The sequence below is a fragment of the Sediminicola sp. 1XM1-17 genome, assembly GCF_037203765.1.
Lineage (GTDB): Bacteria > Bacteroidota > Bacteroidia > Flavobacteriales > Flavobacteriaceae > Sediminicola.
The window spans coordinates 311,114-330,133 of sequence record NZ_JBBCAS010000002.1 but is presented as its reverse complement, the minus strand read 5'-3'; the positions used below and the strand labels follow the sequence as shown (position 1 = coordinate 330,133).

At 37.4% G+C, this 19,020-nt stretch carries 20 protein-coding genes; 10 read left to right on the top strand and 10 right to left on the bottom strand.

Features of this window, described 5'->3' with window-relative positions; genetic code table 11:
• Positions 1–12: 12 nt before the first annotated feature.
• The 3 genes from WAA86_RS04490 (at position 13) to WAA86_RS04480 (ending at position 4,160) form a co-directional block, all read left to right on the top strand.
• A complete protein-coding gene (locus WAA86_RS04490; RefSeq protein WP_337299788.1) occupies positions 13–2,661 on the top strand; it encodes a DNA gyrase/topoisomerase IV subunit A in 2,649 nt (882 codons plus the stop codon).
• Positions 2,662–2,669: 8 nt separating this feature from the next.
• Complete coding sequence (mscL, locus tag WAA86_RS04485; protein ID WP_337299787.1) at positions 2,670–3,104, top strand: large-conductance mechanosensitive channel protein MscL; 435 nt, start codon at positions 2,670–2,672, stop codon at positions 3,102–3,104.
• Between the two features lie 96 nt (positions 3,105–3,200).
• Entirely contained in the window at positions 3,201–4,160 is a 960-nt protein-coding gene (locus tag WAA86_RS04480) for a sterol desaturase family protein (protein WP_337299786.1), read from the top strand.
• Positions 4,161–4,408: 248 nt separating this feature from the next.
• On the opposite strand, the gene WAA86_RS04475 is transcribed toward WAA86_RS04480, so the two are convergent.
• A complete protein-coding gene (locus tag WAA86_RS04475) occupies positions 4,409–4,657 on the bottom strand; it encodes a hypothetical protein (RefSeq protein ID WP_337299785.1) in 249 nt (82 codons plus the stop codon).
• 201 nt (positions 4,658–4,858) lie between these two features.
• Positions 4,859–5,263 carry a helix-turn-helix domain-containing protein gene (locus WAA86_RS04470; RefSeq protein WP_337299784.1) on the bottom strand — a complete coding sequence of 135 codons (405 nt, stop codon included), beginning with the start codon at positions 5,261–5,263 and terminating at the stop codon, positions 4,859–4,861.
• 293 nt (positions 5,264–5,556) lie between these two features.
• Between WAA86_RS04470 and WAA86_RS04465 the strand changes: the two genes are divergently transcribed.
• The 4 genes from WAA86_RS04465 to WAA86_RS04450 all read left to right on the top strand — a co-directional run bounded on the left by WAA86_RS04465 (position 5,557) and on the right by WAA86_RS04450 (position 8,724).
• The gene (locus tag WAA86_RS04465) at positions 5,557–6,666 is read left to right on the top strand and encodes a M14 family metallopeptidase (protein WP_337299783.1); all 1,110 of its coding nucleotides are present in this window, start codon (positions 5,557–5,559) and stop codon (positions 6,664–6,666) included.
• A gap of 114 nt (positions 6,667–6,780) precedes the next feature.
• The gene (locus WAA86_RS04460) at positions 6,781–7,260 is read left to right on the top strand and encodes an Lrp/AsnC family transcriptional regulator (protein WP_337299782.1); all 480 of its coding nucleotides are present in this window, start codon (positions 6,781–6,783) and stop codon (positions 7,258–7,260) included.
• A 64-nt stretch (positions 7,261–7,324) separates the two neighbouring features.
• Positions 7,325–7,840: a DinB family protein gene (locus tag WAA86_RS04455; RefSeq protein ID WP_337299781.1), complete on the top strand. Its 516-nt coding sequence runs from the start codon at positions 7,325–7,327 to the stop codon at positions 7,838–7,840.
• Positions 7,837–8,724, top strand: a complete 888-nt coding sequence (locus tag WAA86_RS04450; RefSeq protein ID WP_337299780.1) for a YihY/virulence factor BrkB family protein — start codon at positions 7,837–7,839, stop codon at positions 8,722–8,724. Before WAA86_RS04455 ends, WAA86_RS04450 begins: the two co-directional genes overlap by 4 nt.
• Here WAA86_RS04450 and WAA86_RS04445 read toward each other — a convergent pair whose 3' ends face one another.
• The gene (locus WAA86_RS04445) at positions 8,725–9,054 is read right to left on the bottom strand and encodes a hypothetical protein (RefSeq protein ID WP_337299779.1); all 330 of its coding nucleotides are present in this window, start codon (positions 9,052–9,054) and stop codon (positions 8,725–8,727) included.
• A gap of 98 nt (positions 9,055–9,152) precedes the next feature.
• A complete protein-coding gene (gene aroB / locus WAA86_RS04440) occupies positions 9,153–10,214 on the bottom strand; it encodes a 3-dehydroquinate synthase (protein ID WP_337299778.1) in 1,062 nt (353 codons plus the stop codon).
• Between the two features lie 94 nt (positions 10,215–10,308).
• Between aroB and WAA86_RS04435 the strand changes: the two genes are divergently transcribed.
• Positions 10,309–11,475, top strand: a complete 1,167-nt coding sequence (locus tag WAA86_RS04435) for a proline dehydrogenase family protein (RefSeq protein WP_337299777.1) — start codon at positions 10,309–10,311, stop codon at positions 11,473–11,475.
• A 25-nt stretch (positions 11,476–11,500) separates the two neighbouring features.
• On the opposite strand, the gene WAA86_RS04430 is transcribed toward WAA86_RS04435, so the two are convergent.
• The 4 genes from WAA86_RS04430 to WAA86_RS04415 all read right to left on the bottom strand — a co-directional run bounded on the left by WAA86_RS04430 (position 11,501) and on the right by WAA86_RS04415 (position 14,604).
• Entirely contained in the window at positions 11,501–11,884 is a 384-nt protein-coding gene (locus WAA86_RS04430) for a DUF4258 domain-containing protein (RefSeq protein ID WP_337299776.1), read from the bottom strand.
• 3 nt (positions 11,885–11,887) lie between these two features.
• Positions 11,888–13,087: an alanine dehydrogenase gene (locus WAA86_RS04425; RefSeq protein ID WP_337299775.1), complete on the bottom strand. Its 1,200-nt coding sequence runs from the start codon at positions 13,085–13,087 to the stop codon at positions 11,888–11,890.
• Positions 13,088–13,129: 42 nt separating this feature from the next.
• Positions 13,130–13,660 carry a hypothetical protein gene (locus WAA86_RS04420; RefSeq protein ID WP_337299774.1) on the bottom strand — a complete coding sequence of 177 codons (531 nt, stop codon included), beginning with the start codon at positions 13,658–13,660 and terminating at the stop codon, positions 13,130–13,132.
• Between the two features lie 410 nt (positions 13,661–14,070).
• On the bottom strand, positions 14,071–14,604 hold the full coding sequence (locus WAA86_RS04415) for a hypothetical protein (RefSeq protein WP_337299773.1): 534 nt from the start codon (positions 14,602–14,604) through the stop codon (positions 14,071–14,073).
• A gap of 633 nt (positions 14,605–15,237) precedes the next feature.
• Here WAA86_RS04415 and WAA86_RS04410 point away from each other — a divergent pair.
• Both WAA86_RS04410 and WAA86_RS04405 read left to right on the top strand, forming a co-directional pair.
• A complete protein-coding gene (locus WAA86_RS04410; protein WP_337299772.1) occupies positions 15,238–16,524 on the top strand; it encodes a hypothetical protein in 1,287 nt (428 codons plus the stop codon).
• A gap of 99 nt (positions 16,525–16,623) precedes the next feature.
• Positions 16,624–17,883, top strand: coding sequence for a hypothetical protein (locus WAA86_RS04405; RefSeq protein WP_337299771.1), 1,260 nt, complete (start codon positions 16,624–16,626; stop codon positions 17,881–17,883).
• 5 nt (positions 17,884–17,888) lie between these two features.
• On the opposite strand, the gene WAA86_RS04400 is transcribed toward WAA86_RS04405, so the two are convergent.
• Positions 17,889–18,272, bottom strand: coding sequence for a hypothetical protein (locus tag WAA86_RS04400; protein ID WP_337299770.1), 384 nt, complete (start codon positions 18,270–18,272; stop codon positions 17,889–17,891).
• A gap of 329 nt (positions 18,273–18,601) precedes the next feature.
• The gene (gene tsaE / locus WAA86_RS04395; RefSeq protein ID WP_337299769.1) at positions 18,602–19,006 is read right to left on the bottom strand and encodes a tRNA (adenosine(37)-N6)-threonylcarbamoyltransferase complex ATPase subunit type 1 TsaE; all 405 of its coding nucleotides are present in this window, start codon (positions 19,004–19,006) and stop codon (positions 18,602–18,604) included.
• Positions 19,007–19,020 lie beyond the last annotated feature (14 nt).

Sequence of the window (19,020 nt, the reverse complement as noted above, 5' to 3'; positions counted from 1 at the left end):
GAATCTTTCTGAATGGAAGAGAATGAAGAAGTAAATGATGGAATTAACGAAAACCTAGACAACTCCCAGGATTCTTTGACCAAGGTCACAGGGATGTACAAAGATTGGTTTTTAGACTATGCCTCCTATGTTATTTTAGAACGTGCCGTACCGGCCATTGAAGATGGTTTTAAACCTGTTCAAAGGAGGATCATGCACGCCCTTAAAGAGCTCGATGATGGCCGTTACAACAAAGTAGCCAATGTTGTTGGACATACGATGCAGTATCACCCTCATGGTGATGCAAGTATTGCAGATGCCATGGTGCAGCTCGGACAAAAGGACTTGTTGATAGATACACAAGGGAACTGGGGTAACATACTCACCGGAGATGGGGCCGCGGCTTCTCGATATATTGAAGCTAGACTCTCCAAATTTGGTCTGGAAGTTGTTTTTAGTCCTAAAATAACCGAATGGCAGCAATCATATGACGGTAGAAGAAAAGAACCCGTCAACCTGCCCGTAAAGTTTCCTTTGCTTCTGGCACAGGGGGCTGAGGGTATTGCGGTAGGATTATCCACCAAAGTACTTCCCCACAACTTTATTGAATTAATAGATAGTTCCATAAAGCATTTGAAAGGGCAGCGATTTACCCTTTTTCCTGATTTCCCTACCGCTGGGATCATCGATGTTACCAACTACAATGAAGGTTTGCGGGGTGGAAAGATCAGGGTGAGGGCCAAAATATCTCAGCTGGACAAAAATACACTGGTTATAAGTGAGATACCTTATGGAACCAACACCTCTACTTTAATAGATTCTATCCTTAAAGCGAACGATAAGGGCAAGATCAAAATCAAAAAAATTGAGGACAATACCGCAGCCGATGTTGAAATTTTAGTGCATTTGCCGGGTGGTATTTCCCCAGACAAGACTATAGATGCCCTATACGCCTTTACGGCCTGCGAATCTTCCATTTCACCTTTGGGCTGTATCATTGAGGACAATAAGCCACTATTTATCGGTGTAGTGGAAATGCTAAAAAGATCTACGGAGAATACGGTAGAGCTTTTGAAAGCGGAATTGGAAATACAACTTTCCGAGTTGGAAGAACAGTGGCATTTTACCTCTTTGGAACGTATTTTTATAGAAAAGAGAATATATAGGGATATTGAAGAGGAAGAGACCTGGGAAGGTGTTATCAAGGCTATCGACAAAGGACTTCAGCCCCATATTGCCCATTTAAAAAGAGCTGTTACTGAAGAGGATATAGTTCGACTAACAGAAATTCGAATCAAAAGGATTTCCAAATTCGATTTAGAAAAAGCACAACAATTTATTGAAGGCCTTGAGGAAAAAATAGCTCAAGTAAAACATCATTTGGAGCACTTAGTGGAGTACGCCATTGATTATTTCAAAAGTCTAAAGGAAAAATACGGGAAAGGCCGGGAGCGCAAATCCGAAATTCGAATTTTTGACGATATTGAAGCTACCAAGGTTGTTATTCGCAATACCAAACTCTATGTAAACAAGGAGGAAGGTTTTGTGGGCACTTCATTGAAGAGAGACGAGTATGTCACTGATTGTAGCGATATTGATGATATTATTTGCTTTACCAAAGATGGTAAAATGATGGTCACCAAGGTGGATGCCAAAACTTTCATAGGTAAAAATATAGTTCATGTAGCTGTTTTTAAGAAAAAGGACAAGCGCACCATCTATAACATGATCTATAAAGACGGAAAAGGCGGCCCCAGTTATATCAAGAGATTTAACGTAACAAGCATCACAAGGGATAAGATTTACGATCTTACCAATGGCAAGGCCAATTCTGAGATGTTGTATTTTTCTGCAAATCCCAATGGGGAAGCCGAGGTGGTCACCGTCCTATTGCGTCAGGCAGGTAGTATTAAAAAATTAAAATGGGATATTGACTTTGCAGATGTTCTAATAAAAGGAAGAGCTTCCAAAGGTAATGTGGTCACAAAATATCCTGTAAAACGGGTTGAACTAAAGGAAAAAGGAGTCTCTACCCTCAAACCAAGAAAAATATGGTTCGATGAAGTAGTTAGAAGGCTCAATGTAGATGGCAGGGGTGAGCTATTGGGAGAATTTAGGGGGGATGATCTTCTACTCGTGGTTACCCAAAAAGGAATTGCAAAAACTTTGACGCCCGATCTTTCGACCCATTTTGATGATGATATGATCTTACTGGAAAAATGGAACCCGGAAAAACCCTTATCGGCAGTTTACTACGAGGGAGAAAAGGAGCGGTACTATATCAAGCGATTTGTAATCGAAAACGAAGGAAAAGAAGAACTTTTCATTTCCGAACATCCAAAATCGGTTTTGGAACTGATTTCGTCGGACTGGAGGCCGGTAGTGGAAGTTGAATTCGTGAAGCCAAGAGGAAAAGATGCCAAGCCAAATCAAACTATTGATCTGGAAGATTTTATAGCGGTAAAAGGAATTAAAGCTTTAGGCAATGTTTTAACGGCCGACAAGGTGAAAAGTGTCAATGCGCTGGAGCCATTGCCCTATGAAGAACCCGAAGTGCAAGAACCGGAGGAAATGGAAGTGATAGATGAGGAAGCAGTGGATTCTTCTGATGATAGGCCCATATCAAATTCTAAGTCAAAAGGATCAAAGCCGGAAGATGAAGGTCAGACACTTTTGTTTTAAATAGCGCCATGAAGGATTTTTTTAAAGAATTCAAGAATTTTGCGATCAAAGGAAACATGATCGATATGGCGGTGGGTATCATAATTGGTACGGCTTTCAATAAGGTGGTCAATGCCATCGTAAAAAAGGTTATCATGCCACCCCTTAATTTGCTGACCGACGGTGTAAATTACACCAACAGGAAATTAATACTAAGGGAGGCCAGTGGAAATACTGAGGAAGTAGCCATAGCCTATGGTGAACTTATTGAAGTTTTTGTAGACTTTGTCATAGTTGCCTTTACCATATTTGTTGTTATCAAGTTTATCAATCGGTTTAAAACAAAATCCGAAGATCCAAAAAACCAAGAGGTGGCAACCCCTAAGGATATTGAGTTATTGGCCAATTTGGAAAAACTGATGAAAGAGCAAAATAAATTATTAAAAAGCATCAAAGAAAAATAAGTACCCAATAATCCTTAACACCAATCTTCATGTAGATGTTAAAGTATTAAGGAAGAGCATGAGTTTATTGTTATATTTACCAAAAATGTTGTTTTTATGGATTTCACCAATCCGTTAGTATACGGAGTTCCCTGTTTTATCGCTTTTATCTTATTGGAATTAACCTACAGCAAGACCCATGGAGATGATGATCTTTACGAATGGAAAGACTTTGCAGCCAGTGGTTTTATGGGTATTGGCTCTGCTATTATTGCGCCTTTGATAAAGGTAATTTCTGCCATTGTAATTTTTGAATTCACCTATGAACTTTTCAATCCCATTGCTGCCAATGGCATAAGGACCAATATTCTTGGATATGAAGCCTTTGGATATGCTTGGTACATATGGCTACTTTGTCAATTGGCCGACGATTTCACCTATTACTGGTTCCATAGGGCCAATCATGAAATACGTATTCTATGGGCTGCCCATATTGTACATCATTCATCGGATAACTTTAATCTGGGGACAGCTGTCAGAAACGGATGGTTTACCATTTTATACAAACCATTGTTCTATATGTGGATGCCGGCAATTGGCTTTCCGCCAGAAATGGTTGTCGTCTGTCTGGGAATTGAGGCGTTATGGCAATTTCAGCTTCATTCGGTTTATGTTCCGAAAATGGGGTTTTTGGAAAAGATCTTCAATACCCATACCATGCATCAGGTCCACCATGCTCAAAATGTAGAATATTTGGACAAAAACCACGGAGGCTTCCTAAACATTTTTGATAAGATGTTCGGTACTTGGAAGGAGTTGGATGATGATATAGATGTTAAATATGGCGTCATACACGCCCCGGACTCACACAATCCCATTGTGATCCTTACCCATGAGTTCAAAGATATTTATAAGGACGTGAAGAAATCCAAGAAATTGTCACATGCCTTTATGTACATCTTTGGTCCTCCAGGATGGAGTCATGATGGCAGTACCCTAACAGTAAAGCAACAACAACGTCTTTTTAAAAAGCATAAGGATGTTAATCCCGAATTGGCATATAGTAGACCCAATTAGGAAATCCTAGTTTAAAAAAAGCCCTTGGTCTCCCAAGGGCTTTTTTTTATGCTTGAAATTAATTCAATCTGACCATTCCTGTTGCTGTATGCATATTTGCGAATCTTATATTCCAAAACGCTACAGGTATATTTAAATTGGGAGTGTAAATATCTACCGGAATCACTACGACCACATAATCCATTTGCATCAATTACTGCAAAGGCCATATAGCCTCATATAGGTATGCTACAGTTTTTTAATAAACTTTAATTGGTCTTGGTAGCTGTTCCCCTTGACTTTTTATTGTCTCCAACAATATTGTACTCAAAAGTATAGGTATTGTCTGTTGTTGAAAGTATTTTCATATGGACCGATTTTTCCTCTGCCATATTCTTGGGATTTATCTTTTTTACAATGTATTCACAATCGTTGATCCATCTAACGGTAGATGTATCCCTCTTTCCTTGAAAAAAATCAATTTCTACACCGTCTTTGCGAATAAAAGTTGTTGTCATTTCTTTCCCATTGACAGAAGAGGTAAAGCTAAACTCCCCCTCTTTAAATTGAGTACAGTCGCGTTCCGGCTGGTAACAGGAAACACACAATAACAAACAAAACAGGGTGCAAAACGAATATTTGATCATACCCACAAAGAAAAGAAAATTGTGGCTATCTACCATTTAATCCGCTAGCAACTTTTTATGGAACAGACGCAACTAATCTTTTATTTCCGAGTAGGATTGGAAACTGCCATCCGTATAAAAGATCACGATGCGCTCAACTTGTTTAACGTAAGCTTCTAGGACCTTTGGATTTTTGGCTTCAGGGGGTGAAGCAGTTTCCTTTGACATGGGTTCTTCAGGAGTAGTAAATAGGGTGGCAGTTTCTTTTTTCCGCGTAGGGAATTCACCGTCCCCTTGAAGCAACCAATAAAGATTCACTTCCGGAAAAGCATCTACAACCTTCATCACAAATTCCAGACTGGGTTTATTTCTTCCAGTCAACAAGTGTGAAATACTGGAACGCTGTACCCCAATTTTATCGGCCATCGCCGATGCAGAAACATCATAATACTGCATTATTGCATCAAGTCTTTTTAAAAACGCATCCTGATTTAACATTGTAATAATTTTTATACAAATGTAACCAAAACTATGTAAAATCAAATCAATGAGACGGCTCATTTGATTTTATTTATGGAATAATAACTTTAAATGAATAATTATAAGTAATTGAAATAGTGATTTGTAAGTACTTTATATCAATACACCCTATAGTAAGGTAAAAGGTCAATAACCAATTACAAACATGGTCGAAAACTAGAATAACAACTGTATACATTTGTAATAATTATACGTATACAATTGTAATTTTATTTGATGTTAGTTTTGTAACCATTAAATACAACAATTACATGCATCCATTTAATCTAGATTATTCAACTGTAAAAGAAAATACGGTCGTTGATAGATATGTCACCATTGACGCTATTGATAAGTTCTTGTTTGATCATTCCCATAATTTACATTTTGAGGTCATTGGCTTATCTGTCCAGCAGAAAAAAATTAAAATGGTGACCTTGGGCTACGGACCTAAAAAAATATTGATGTGGTCTCAGATGCATGGAAATGAATCAACAACAACCAAGGCCGTTTTGGATCTAATAAACTATTTATCGCTACCTTCTGTTTTGGCAGACACCATTCTCCAGGAATGCACGGTACAGATAATTCCTATATTAAATCCAGATGGGGCTGCGGCCTACACTAGGATAAATGCCAACGAGATCGATTTAAACAGGGATGCCCATGACCGTTCACAACCGGAAAGCAAGGTGTTAAGAGCGATTTACGATGCTTTTCAGCCCGATTTTTGCTTTAATCTACATGATCAACGCACCATTTTTAATGTGGGCCAAGAAAACAAACCGGCAACCATCTCCTTTTTGTCCCCCGCACATGACCAGGAAAGGAGTATTTCCAAAACAAGGGGAGTGAGTATGCAATTGATAGTTGCCATGAACAGCCTTATTCAGCAATTGATTCCAGGGCAGGTGGGCAGGTATGATGACAGTTTCAACCATAATTGTGTTGGAGATGCATTTCAAATGTTGAATACCCCAACCATTTTATTTGAAGCCGGACACTTCCCTGGCGACTACAGTCGGGAAAAAACAAGGGAATATATCTTTTATGCCATGCTCAAAGGCTTGGAAACTATAGCGAGGGCAGAGATCCCTTTATATCCCCAAGATCACTACTTTGAAATTCCGGAAAACGGAAAGCTATATTTTGATGTCTTAATCAAGAATGCCCATCTTCTGCTCGCTTCTCAAACTAAAAGAATGGATATAGGTGTGCTTTATAAAGAGGTTTTGGAATCTACTGCCATTAAATTTCAGCCCTTTGTGGAAAAGACAGGTGATCTTCACCAATTTTATGGCCATAAGACCTATGATTGCCTTGATGAAAATGACCTGAAATCTATTAAATTGAACAAAAAAGTGATGGACTGTTTGGGGTAATTATTGAATGAAATCGTTTGAAATATACAAATCGTTATGATTTTCCCAAAAAATGAGATTATTTATTACATTTAATTCCTTATTTTTCTATTTTTGCTCAAAATAAATTCTCAGATGAGTAAAGTTAAATTAGACGAAATAGATCACCAGATTCTGGACATGCTTATAGACAATACCAGAACTCCATTTACGGATATAGCAAAAAAATTATTGATTTCTGCAGGTACTGTTCATGTTAGGGTGAAGAAAATGGAAGAGGCAGGTATCATTAAAGGTTCCTCCTTGACCTTGGACTATGTAAAATTGGGATATGCCTTTATTGCTTATGTAGGTATCTTTTTGGAAAAAACACATCAGACAAAATTTGTCTTGGAGCGTTTAAATCAAATTCCATTTGTAACTGTAGCACATATTACCACTGGAAAATTCAATATTTTCTGTAAAATCAGGGCGAAGGATACAAATCATGCTAAGAATATTATTTTTAAAATAGATGATATTGACGGTATCAGTAGGACTGAAACCATGATATCGTTGGAGGAGAGTATCAATGACAAAAAGCGATTGATGCACACCATTTTTAATGAGTTGTAATTAAGATTCCAACATATTTAAAATCCCAATCATTACCTTTGATTGGGATTTTTATTTTATACCAATGAAAGCAACAGATTTACTTACCACTGAATACAATTCTTATTACCAGCCTTACATAGACGCCTTGGGTGATGTAGAATTAATGGAAGGATTGAAAAGCGGAATGGATCAATTTATCAATGAGGTAAAGAACATTCCCGATGAAAAGCTCACTTATGCCTATGGAGTTGGTAAATGGACCGTTTCGGAGGTCTTGGTACATTTGATAGATACGGAAAGGATCTTTCAATATAGGGCGCTGCGTTTTTATAGAAATGACCGGACGCCACTTCCAGGATTCGACCAAGATGAATATGTCCCAGCATCTAACGCCAACAGTCGGTCTAAAGACAGTATTATCAAGGAATATTTGGCGGTGCGTCAATCAACGATTGCCTTGTTCGAAACTTTTGAAGAAAAGGAACTGAACAGGACGGGTATGGCCAGTGGTGCTAAAATGAGTGTGGGTGCTGCCGGGCTCATTATTTCCGGACATCAGAAACACCATTTGGCCATATTGCAGAATAGATATTTATGATGACACAGAGGCTTGGAACATTTTTTTTACTTTTAAAAAAAACCTTTGCCTCGTGGTATAACAATGACCCGTTTGGCAAAAGTGCCATTATAGCCTATTATACCTTGTTCTCCCTACCATCATTACTAATGATTGTGGTTTCTATTTCAGGGTATTTTTTTGGTGTAGAGGCGGTGAAGGGAAGAATCGTTCAGAAACTGGGAGGGTTAATAGGCGCAGGGGTCTCAGAGGCTATAGAAGGTATGATTGCCAATGCCGCGCTGAATCAAAGTAGTACGTTTAGCGTTGTCTTGGGAATTGCCATGTTGCTATTTGGTGCTACCGGGGTTTTTGTCCAATTGAAAAAGACGATGAATGCCATTTGGCGGGTGAAATCAAAAAAAACTGGCTTCCTAAAAACCATGTTGGACAGGTTGATTTCTTTTGGGATGATCTTGGTCTTGGGTTTTCTATTTTTGGTTTCCTTAATATTATCCATTTTTCTGAATGTGATGAGCGAATATGTGGGACAAGTAGCGCCTCAAATAGCGGCCGTTTTTGCAGAACTATTTAGTTTTTTACTGTCTTTTTGTATCATTACAGGGCTGTTCGGAGCCATTTTCAAATGGTTGCCAGATATAGATATTCGCTGGAAGACAACCTTTTTGGGTGCCGGTCTTACCACCTTGCTATTTTTGATAGGGGAGTACCTCTTGGGTTTCTATTTCACCAAAAGTGATCCTACATCCGTCTATGGAGGGTCATCCTCTGTGGTATTGATACTGTTATGGGTGTACTATACCTGTATCATTATATTTTTTGGTGCGGAATTTACTTTTCAATATGCCACCCATCGCAATGAAAAAGTAGGACCCAACAAAAAAGCGATACGTGATGATGCGTAGCTATTCATCATAATCTTCCTCATGGCTATCTTCATACTCATATTCGGCTTCATCTTCCTCCCCGGCAATTTTTTCGGGTTTGATTGATTTGATCTCCAGTTCCTTTTCCATTTTATCATCGAATTCAGCGATAAAGCGGGCTAGACACTTACTGATTTTGATCAAATAAAGGGTATCCTTTGTTTTTACTTCTACAGCTTCCACAATTTCGCCCTGCATATTTTTAAAAGAGATGATATCTCCATCTCCGTACCCGTGTGGATATTTTTCAATGAGTAGGTTGGCCACTTGGTGGTCCAGTTTCTTGTAGTCTACCAGTCTGCGTATCATAGTATGGTTTTTAGGAAGGTTTCTTATCCTAAGCTATACTATTTATTTCTTTCACCACTGAAAGAGTTGTAAAACCTTCGTTTTAGTAGGCGTAGGCTTTAATCCTTGTAGTATTCAAATGCCTTGATATACAAATTGTTAGGTATTTTGATGTCGATGACCGGACTCCCTATGGAATTCAAGAGCACAAAATTGATATTCCCGTGTGAATTCTTTTTATCGAACTTCATTAAACCTAAAATGGTCTGGATGTCCTCCTCCGTAAACACCACTTTTTCATACCTTTTTAGGAAGGTATCCTTGATGTCTTTCAGGTCCTTTTCAGGAAGACCCGTAAGTTCTTTGGACAAAAACGCTTCCATTATCATCCCAATGGCAATGGCTTCCCCATGCAATAGAGTCTCATGTGCAGTGCTTTCCAAAAAATAGGATTCTATGGCATGTCCCAGCGTATGTCCAAAATTCAGGATTTTCCTGATATTTTGTTCGGTAGGATCTTGGAGTACCACCTCATTTTTAATAAGGACGGAATGATAAATAAATTCGTCCATATCGTCAAAACTGGAAAGAAGTTTGAGCTCCTCCCAGTATTTTTTATCCTTGATGAGTCCATGCTTCAGCATTTCTGCAAATCCACTTTGTAATTGCCTTTCTTCCAATGTTTTAAGAAAATCGGATACCACAAGGACCATTTGAGGTTGGTTGATTACGCCAATCTGGTTCTTCAATGGTCCAAGATCAATGCCTGTCTTACCTCCCACGGAGGCATCAACCATAGCTAATAGGGTAGTGGGTACATTGATAAAATGGATGCCCCTTTTAAAACAAGAAGCTATAAATCCCCCCATATCGGTGATAACGCCACCGCCCAAATTGATCATAAGGCTCTTTCGATCTGCATCAAGCTCGGACATCGCCTCCCAAACCTGTGCACAGGTGTCCAAATTCTTATGGATTTCCCCAGCTTCTATCTCAATGATCTCATATACATATTCGCCTTCAATTTCGGCCATAAACTGGGGCAGACACAGATTGTGTGTGTTCTCGTCCACTAGGATGAAAATCTTGGAATAATGCGCCCCTTTTAAGTGTCTGTTTAAAGCATTAAAAGCTTTTTCGTTGAAATGTACCGTATAGGAATCGCTGGCTATGGAATTCATTTTGAACATATTGAAAAAGACAAAATAAAGGCTATTTTTATTGATAAAATAAATATTCCTTACTTATATTTGGCCCGTTACGAAATTGACAATAATGGATCAAATTTTTGAAAATACCGCAACAGCTTTTGCGTTAAAAACAGACTCCGAACTGGAGCGAGCCTATTTCCTGTTCAAGATGATTGCCAATGAACCCTTGGTGAGAATAGGTTCGGCGGTAACCAATTTTGCCATAAAGGCGCATTTGCCGGTGGAAGGATTGATAAGAGCCACAGTTTTTGATCATTTTTGTGGGGGGGTAAATGAAAAGGATTGTTTGCCGCTAATTGAAAAGATGTACGATAAAGGGGTGTCTTCGGTATTGGACTATTCCGTGGAAGGGAAAGACGTAGAAAATCAGTTTGATTTTGCCTACGAGAAAATTATGGAAATCCTCAATTTTGTAAAAGAAAAAGACAGCATACCTTATGCCGTGTTCAAACCAACGGCTTTTGGCCGTTTCGCCATTTACCAAAAAATAGGGGAGGGGAAGACTTTGACCGAGGCCGAGAGCCAGGAATGGCAACGTATTATTAACCGTTTTGACAAAGTTTGTAAGAAGGCCCATGATATGGATGTGGCCCTGCTCATTGATGGGGAAGAAAGTTGGATGCAGGACGCAGCGGATAGTCTGGTTGAGGATATGATGATGAAATACAATAAGGAAAAACCCATCGTGTTCAACACCCTACAAATGTACCGTTGGGACCGTATGGATTATCTGAAAAAAATGCATCAAAAAGCTCTAGATCAGAATTTCAAGGTTGGATTCAAGGTAGTTCGAGGCGCTTATATGGAGAAGGAAAACGAGAGGGCTGAAGAAAAAGGCTATCCTACACCTATTTGTCCATCAAAAAAGGCAACCGATGAGAATTTTGATGCGGCAATTGCATATATCGTGGACCATCTTGATGTTATTGCACTTTTCTCTGGTACCCATAACGAATTGAGCTGCTATAAGTTGATGGAGCTCATGGAAAAAAAGAACATTGCCAAAAATGAGCCCAATATTTGGTTCGGCCAGTTATATGGGATGAGCGATAATATTTCTTTCAATTTGGCAGCCCATGGTTACAAGGTGGCCAAATATCTACCATTTGGTCCGGTCAGGGATGTAATGCCCTACCTCATTAGAAGAGCAGAAGAAAACACTTCTGTTTCCGGGCAGACCACTAGGGAACTTACCTTATTGAAAAAGGAACGTACCCGAAGAAAAATATAAGTATAAGAACGGTACAGTGTTCCTATTAATATAGGATTATCTGTTCCACTACAACCTTGGAAGGGCAATTTTTAACTTTTAAAATTGCCTCTTTTTCTTTTATAGTACCTTCAATGACATAGGTTCGGCAGGGAACTGCCTTGGTATCACTGTTGCCAAAATCAATATCACCATCGGTAAAGAATGAATTGATATCCAAGGTGTCCAATTTGTTGGAAGCCAACAATTCATTGATATCCTCGGAGTAGGAGATAGGTTTGGACCTTAGGTCCTTCAATACCCTACAATTGGGAAAATAACAGAAGGAGGTTCCGGTTTCTTCCGTTTTTTTCTTAAAAAAGAAGGTCAGAAAAACAATTCCAATAGAAAGACCGACCAAAAAGAAGCCGAGTCGTTTTATAAATGCCATACACTAAAAAATAAGAAAATTGATATCGCTATAAGAAAGGTCGTACCATTCCCCAACCGATTTGTTGGTCAAAATACCATGGTACAAATATAAGCCATTTCTTAGCCCTTTATCAAATCTCAGGGAATTTTCAAGTCCACCATCTTCCCCTATTTTCAAAAGGTAGGGGGTAAAAATATTACTGATGGATATTGATGATGTTTTGGGATATCTGGAGGGTATATTGGGTACCCCATAATGGATGACCCCAAATTTTTCACGTGTGGGTTTGTCATGGGTGGTGATTTCACTAGTTTCAAAACAGCCGCCCATGTCGATACTCACATCTATGATCACGGCTCCTTTTTTCATGTGCTCCACCATGGTACTGGTGACTACAATGGGTGACCTATCCTTCCCACGGGTGGCGCCTATGGCTACATCACAGCGTTTCAGGGCTTTTAAAAGATTCTTGGGCTGTATGGTAGAAGTATAGACTGTTTGTCTTAAATGGGTCTGTATGTTTCTGAGCTTGGTGATGGAATTATCGAACACCTTTACATTGGCACCCAAACCAATTGCCGACCTTGCTGCAAATTCTCCTACGGTACCGGCACCTATAATAACCACTTCAACAGGTGGTACCCCACTAATATTGCCAAACATCAGTCCGTTGCCTTTATTGGTGGCGGCCATTATTTCGGAAGCGACCAATACGGAAGAGATACCCGCAATTTCACTTAAGGATCTAACAGCTGGGTACTTTCCGTCATCATCCAAGATATACTCAAAGGCAATAGCGGTAACTCGCTTTTTGGCGAGTTCCTCAAAATATTTTTTTGATTGGGTCTTTATCTGTAGGGCAGAAATAATGGTTGCCTGCGGATTCAATAACTGAATTTCTGATTGGGTGGGGGGTTCTACCTTTAAGATCAAAGGGCATGAGAATACTTTTTTGGTGTCTCTAGTAATTTCTCCCCCGGCATTGGTATAATCAACATCTGAGTAATTGGCCCCTTCTCCAGCTCCCGCCTCTATCAGTACCCGGTGACCGTGAGCCGTAATGGCATTAACGGCATCTGGGGTAAGGCATATACGTTTTTCCTGGAATTGGTTTTCCTTGGGAATTCCAATGTAGAGTTCTCCTTTTTGTCTTAAAACTTCTAAAGTTTCTTCTTGGGGCAGTAATTGTTGCTTGCTAAATGGTGAAGAAGGTTGGCTCATACGTATTAATTGATGGTGCCATTAGGCACAACATCTTCAAATTTACAATTTTTTTGATTTAAGTTCCTCTTTCTCCTTGCGTAAACGTTCCTTTTCTTGAAGCATCTTTAATTCGGCATCCATGGCCTCCAGATCAATGCCGTTTACGTGTTTGTCATATAACTTTATCCGGATGAAATAAACAATAGGGATAATGACCATACAAACCGGTAAAATCCAAAGTGCATTTTTTGTATCTATATATTGATTGTCAGAATAAAAATTTTCAAACAACTGAAAGGCATACATGCAAATAGGGATCAAAATAATATGGTACCACCATTGTTTGGAAGTAAAAAACCAAATGATCAAAAGGTAAAAGGGAATTAACTTACCCAAGAGATACCAAATGTAGACTTGTAAATTCGGAAACCCATTGTTATCAATTATAAAGCCAAAAAGGTTAAGGGACGCTTCAGGATCTTCCGATACATATTCATGGCTTTTAAAAATAAAAGGAGCCAAAATAATCAGAAATATCATCAGTGATTCTATAAACAATTTGGTTTTTGCTATTCCTTTGGTCGATTTCATACGGCATTTTTATTAGGTTTCCTCTATAACAAATAATCAATGAAATTATTGCCTTCTCAGATTGATGGATAAAATCATTCCGAAACCAATGGATCATAGGTTGGACTTTTCTCATTGTATCGGTGACAAATTATTTTATGGTGTCCTGGGCAACTTGGACCTCAGTAATGGGAACGTCTATGCAAATGGCTAAATCTTGAACTTGTAACCATGTGGTCATAGCCTTATAGGCAATTGAATATTTCTATTTCAATGCAACCTATGAACTGGAGTTTTAATGTTCAGGAATCTTTAGTAGATTTCTCCTTCTTGCCTTAATACATCTTGGAGCAAAACTTGTTGCTCTATGGTGAAGAAGGTTGGCTCATTCGTTGTAATTGAAGTGCTTTTGGGTACAATATCTTCAATGTTTACAATTTTTTGGATTTTTGTTCCTCTTTCTCTTGTCTTAAGCGATCCCTTTCTTGCAACATCTTAAGTTCTGCGTCCATAGCCTCCAGATCTATACCGTGTACGTGCTTGTCAAATAATTTTACACGAATAAAGTAAACCACGGGTATGATGACCATACATACTAGGAGCAGGTAGTAAAGTTCATTCTCATCCATTTTCATATTATCTGAAAAGAACAGCGAAAACAATTGGAAGGCATACATGGCAATGGGGGCCAAGATAGCGTGGTACCACCATTCTTTGCAGGTAAGGAACCAAATAATAAGCAAATATAGTGGTACTACTTTACCAATATAATAGTAAATCGCTGTTTGTATGGTAGGGTACCCATTTTTTGTAAAGTTCATACCCAAAAAACTCCATTCTTCCATCTCCTCACTGCCATTCATGTACTTATAGGAATAGAAAAAGAGCACAGAAAGGACAATGATGATGGCCAAGAAGCCTTCAATAATTAATTTCTTTTTTATGGTTACTTTGGTTTGGTCCATATTTTAAACAATAATAGTATTACCCTTAATAACTTGGTATCCCTGAAAATATTGTGTAAAAAAAAAGGCAGACTAATAAATAGACTGCCTTTTTCAGTTTCAGATCAAAGTCTATCCGTTTGGCGGAATAGTTACCTTGCCTCTGTCGATCCCTTGCTCGTACACTGCATCATCACTAGCTGTACTGGAAGTACAGGAAGCAACTAACAACGTAGTAGCGGCGATCACAGCGAAAAAAATCTTTTTTGTGTTCATCGTAAAAAGTTTTTAGTTAATAAAATTTCATCTTCAATACAAATGTAGGAAAAAAATTACATACAATTTGCATTATAACGACAAAACAATACATTTCATCGATAAAAAAAATACTTTCATCGAATTTAGTGTCTTTTCATGGAAAATGTACAATAATAATCTGACTTATCCAGAGGGACGCCCAAAAAATTTTACTCGAGAAAATATAAGTTCTACGGTTTTCTAAGATGAAAGTCCAATGGATTAATTGCAGTCTTCAATTTGATTCCATTATAATTTTAGAAAAATATACTAAAATGCAAATTTCGACGCTTAGATAATAATCAGTATTTTCACTTGGAATTTCAACAACGATTAGGTTCCCATTTTATACTATACATGCTTAAGCAGAAAGAAGGAAAAAATAATATTTGGGAGCAAAGGTGGAAACGGGATTCATACATACCTTTAGTTATAGTTCTGGTCTCTATTTCCCTGTACATACATCCTTTTTTTAGCAATACAGAAAATACATTTACTTTTTTCAGCTTAACCTTTCAACATGGCTTTATCTCAAATGAGTCTTATGTTTGGTTCCTGCTTATAAACTTAATTCCTGCATTTCTTTTCTCCCTTTGGTTTATACAGTCAAATCATGCATGGCGTTATTATATCCTTTTTCCATTGTCGGTTTTTGTATATGACTTAAGCAGGACCATAATTTCAACTATTTCACTTCCTAATAAAGGAATTGAAATATTATTCTATTTGACTATCACTGCTATATTTTTAGGATTACTATTATTATTTGATAAGTATAGAATAGTAAAACGCGTGGAAGGAAACTTCATTTTAACGAATCTGACGGGATATATATTAAATAAAAACACTGCTAAAAACCTATATGGTAGAGTAAGTGAATGGTTATTGTCCATGGAAAATAAAGAGCCAGGAATATCCAAAGATGAATATCTTAAAAATTTATTTCAAACCCGTCAAGTACTGGATGAAGAATTGGTTTCATTTAAATTGAAGGGCCTAAGGGACAGAAAGAAAAGGAAGCTTTTTGAAATACTTAGCTGTCTAATTTTAGTCTCTATTCCCGTGCTTTATATCCTTTCGAGATTTATACCCATTGGAGTAAAGTCTTATTCATTCGGGTGGTTTTCTATTCATGACCATGGTTTTGCTGATATAAATTATTTTATAATTTATATCAGAACAAAGATATTTGCCCTATTGCCGTTAATGATATGGTTTATCAGCAGTAGGACTTGGTGGCGTCATGCAATTTTGATTCCAATTATTCTTTTTACCTACCAAATATGGGAAATTTTAAATCTAACATCCAATCAAGTAGATCAATATGAATTGTTAAAGGCTGCTCCCGCCATACTATTTATTGTAGCATTGGTCTTGTACATATCCAATCGTATCAAATACCAATACAAAATGATTGATATTTATCAAGACATTGTCAGCGAGATTGATGTACTATTAGAAAATATAAGTAGGGAAAATACTGAGTTGACCAATAAGAAAAAAGAGCTGGACTCAATTAGGTCCAACAACAATATGGAAAGTTTGGATGAAAAGAAGGCTTCCCTAATTAAACTCAAAGAAGCCTTGATCGATGAAATGAATTCCAAAAAGAAAATGGAATACACCAAGAAAAATGATCTTTAACTATTCATTTTAAACCGCAATACAATTTTAAACTGAGGTAATAATCTTTATTTTCACTGGAAATTTTAACAAGGATTAGGTTCCCATTTTATACTATTCATGCCTAAGAAGATAGAAGTAAAAAATAATATTTGGGAGCAAAGATGGAAACAGGATCTATACATACCTTTAGTTATAGTTCTGGCCTCTATTTCCCTGTATATCCATCCTTTTTTTAGCGAAACGGAAAAATCTTTTAGAATTTTCAATCATACATATGATCATAACTTCTATTCTAACCAAGGTTTTGCGTGGTTTGTTTTAACTTGTATAACACCAATAATTCTCTTTTCCATATGGTATTTTAAGTCCAATTTTTTTAGACGAAATTTTATATTAATTCCCATTGCTGTTTTTACCTATGATTTATGTTGGAGGGCTATATTTATACAGCTCCCTGATCCATGGACCAATAGAATGTTTTGCTTAATTATTACTGCTTTTGTTATTTGTGTGATTCTCTTTATAAATAAAATTAGACTGAAAAAGCTACAAAAGAATGATACGATATTTTTGGATCTGGAATCACACGAGATGTTTGGCAGTAAATCCAAACGCATATACGATCAGCTCAATGCGTGGATAATGTCTTTGGAAATGGGACGAAAAGAGATATCCAAGGATCAATATTTGAATAAGCTGTACCACACCCAACGGGTTCTTGATCAGGACGGCGGTTTATTTTATTCGGGACAAATTGGCTCTAAGTCCATTAGAAAGTTGTTTGAAAACATTAGTAGTATAATTTTTATTGCAATACCCATTTGTTACATCATTACTGATTTAATTCCAAATGGCACGAAATCATTTAATTTGGGTTGGCTTTTTATCCATGATTTTGGATTTCAAGATGTTGCTACCTTTATTTGGTATATCTCTCTTAAGGTCTTTGCCTTAATCCCACTAATAATCTGGTTTATCAGTAGCAGGGCTTGGTGGCGTTATGCTATTCTCATTCCTATTATTCTATACACCTACCAAGTTTGGGAAACCTTAAAAAATAAATCGAACATAATTGATCAGTTTGAATTGTTTAAGGCGGCCCCGGCCATTCTTTTTATTCTAGTTCTGATCTTATTTCTTTCCAATCGTATTCAATACAAATACAGGCTGCATGATCTTTACCTGGACATTGTAAATAAGATCGATAGCTTATTGGAAGAGATAAGCCAACAAAATCAACATTTGTCCGATAAAAGAAATGAATTGGAGTTTATTAAAGCAGATAATAATCCAGAAAATATGGAAAAAAATAAGGCTTCCTTAATGAAACTTAAAGAAGCCTTGATCGATGAAATGAATTCTAAAAAAGCAGAGTAGGGGGACTAATCTTTGCTTTTTGTCTTTTCAATCTCCTGGGTCACATCTAAAAGAAGTTTTTGTAACTCATTTTCCTGACGCTCCCTAATTTTTTGTTCAATGATCTTTTCTATTTCCTGTTGTTTGGTAGCAGGAAGCTGATCGAACTCCAATGTTTTGGATTCAGCACCTTTTTTGATCATTTCGCCTTCACCGGTCATCAACCAAACCAAATTTAATTGCGGGTAAGTTCTGATAATGGTTTCAATGACATCACTACCTATGGAAGCATGATTTTTTTTCATCCTCAAAGTATAACCGTTGCCGGCACCTATGGATAAGTCAAATTGACGGGCACTTAAACCCGCATATTTGATGAACTGTGTTAATCTGTCAATCGTTTTTATCATAATGGAGGATTTAATTATAGATTTCAATCTATATTGTTATCGAATATACAAACAAATATACGTAAATAATGAGTGGTATAAAATAAAAAATAGGATTAAATGCGATTATTTTTGTTGTTTGTAGGGCTTATTCTTCATTTTTGGTAGTTTATTCTGTATAGATGGTGCCGTTTTTAACAAAATTTTAGTTATAAACTAATTACTCTAAATTTAAGAATGTAGTCTTAATCAGCAATGATTACTTACTCCATTGGCTTAAAAATTATGGCAAAACCAGTTAGCTCTAAGTGGTGACTCAGAAGCTTGGCACATAAAAAAGAAGGGCAATTTTAACCGAAATTTAATTCTCTTGTCTTTTGATCCTTTATTTCGATATAAAGATGGGTGCAATCCTCAGGAATATAAGAAGATACCTTTTCCGGCCATTCTATAAAAACCCAAGCCCCGGAAAACAAATACTCTTCAATCCCCAGATCCAGAGCTTCTTCCTCTTTGTTCAATCGATAAAAATCAAAATGATATCCCAACAACTCATTGGAATCTGTATGATATTCGTTCACGATACCAAATGTAGGGCTGTTGGCATTGCCCGATGCACCCAGAACCTTGACCAAAGCTTTGATCAAAGTGGTTTTGCCCGCCCCCATGGCCCCATGGAAACATAGCACCTTAGACTTGGCTGTTTCTACAATCTTCTGTGCCACCAAGGGCAACTCTCTTTCTGTATACAACATAAAAATATGATCTA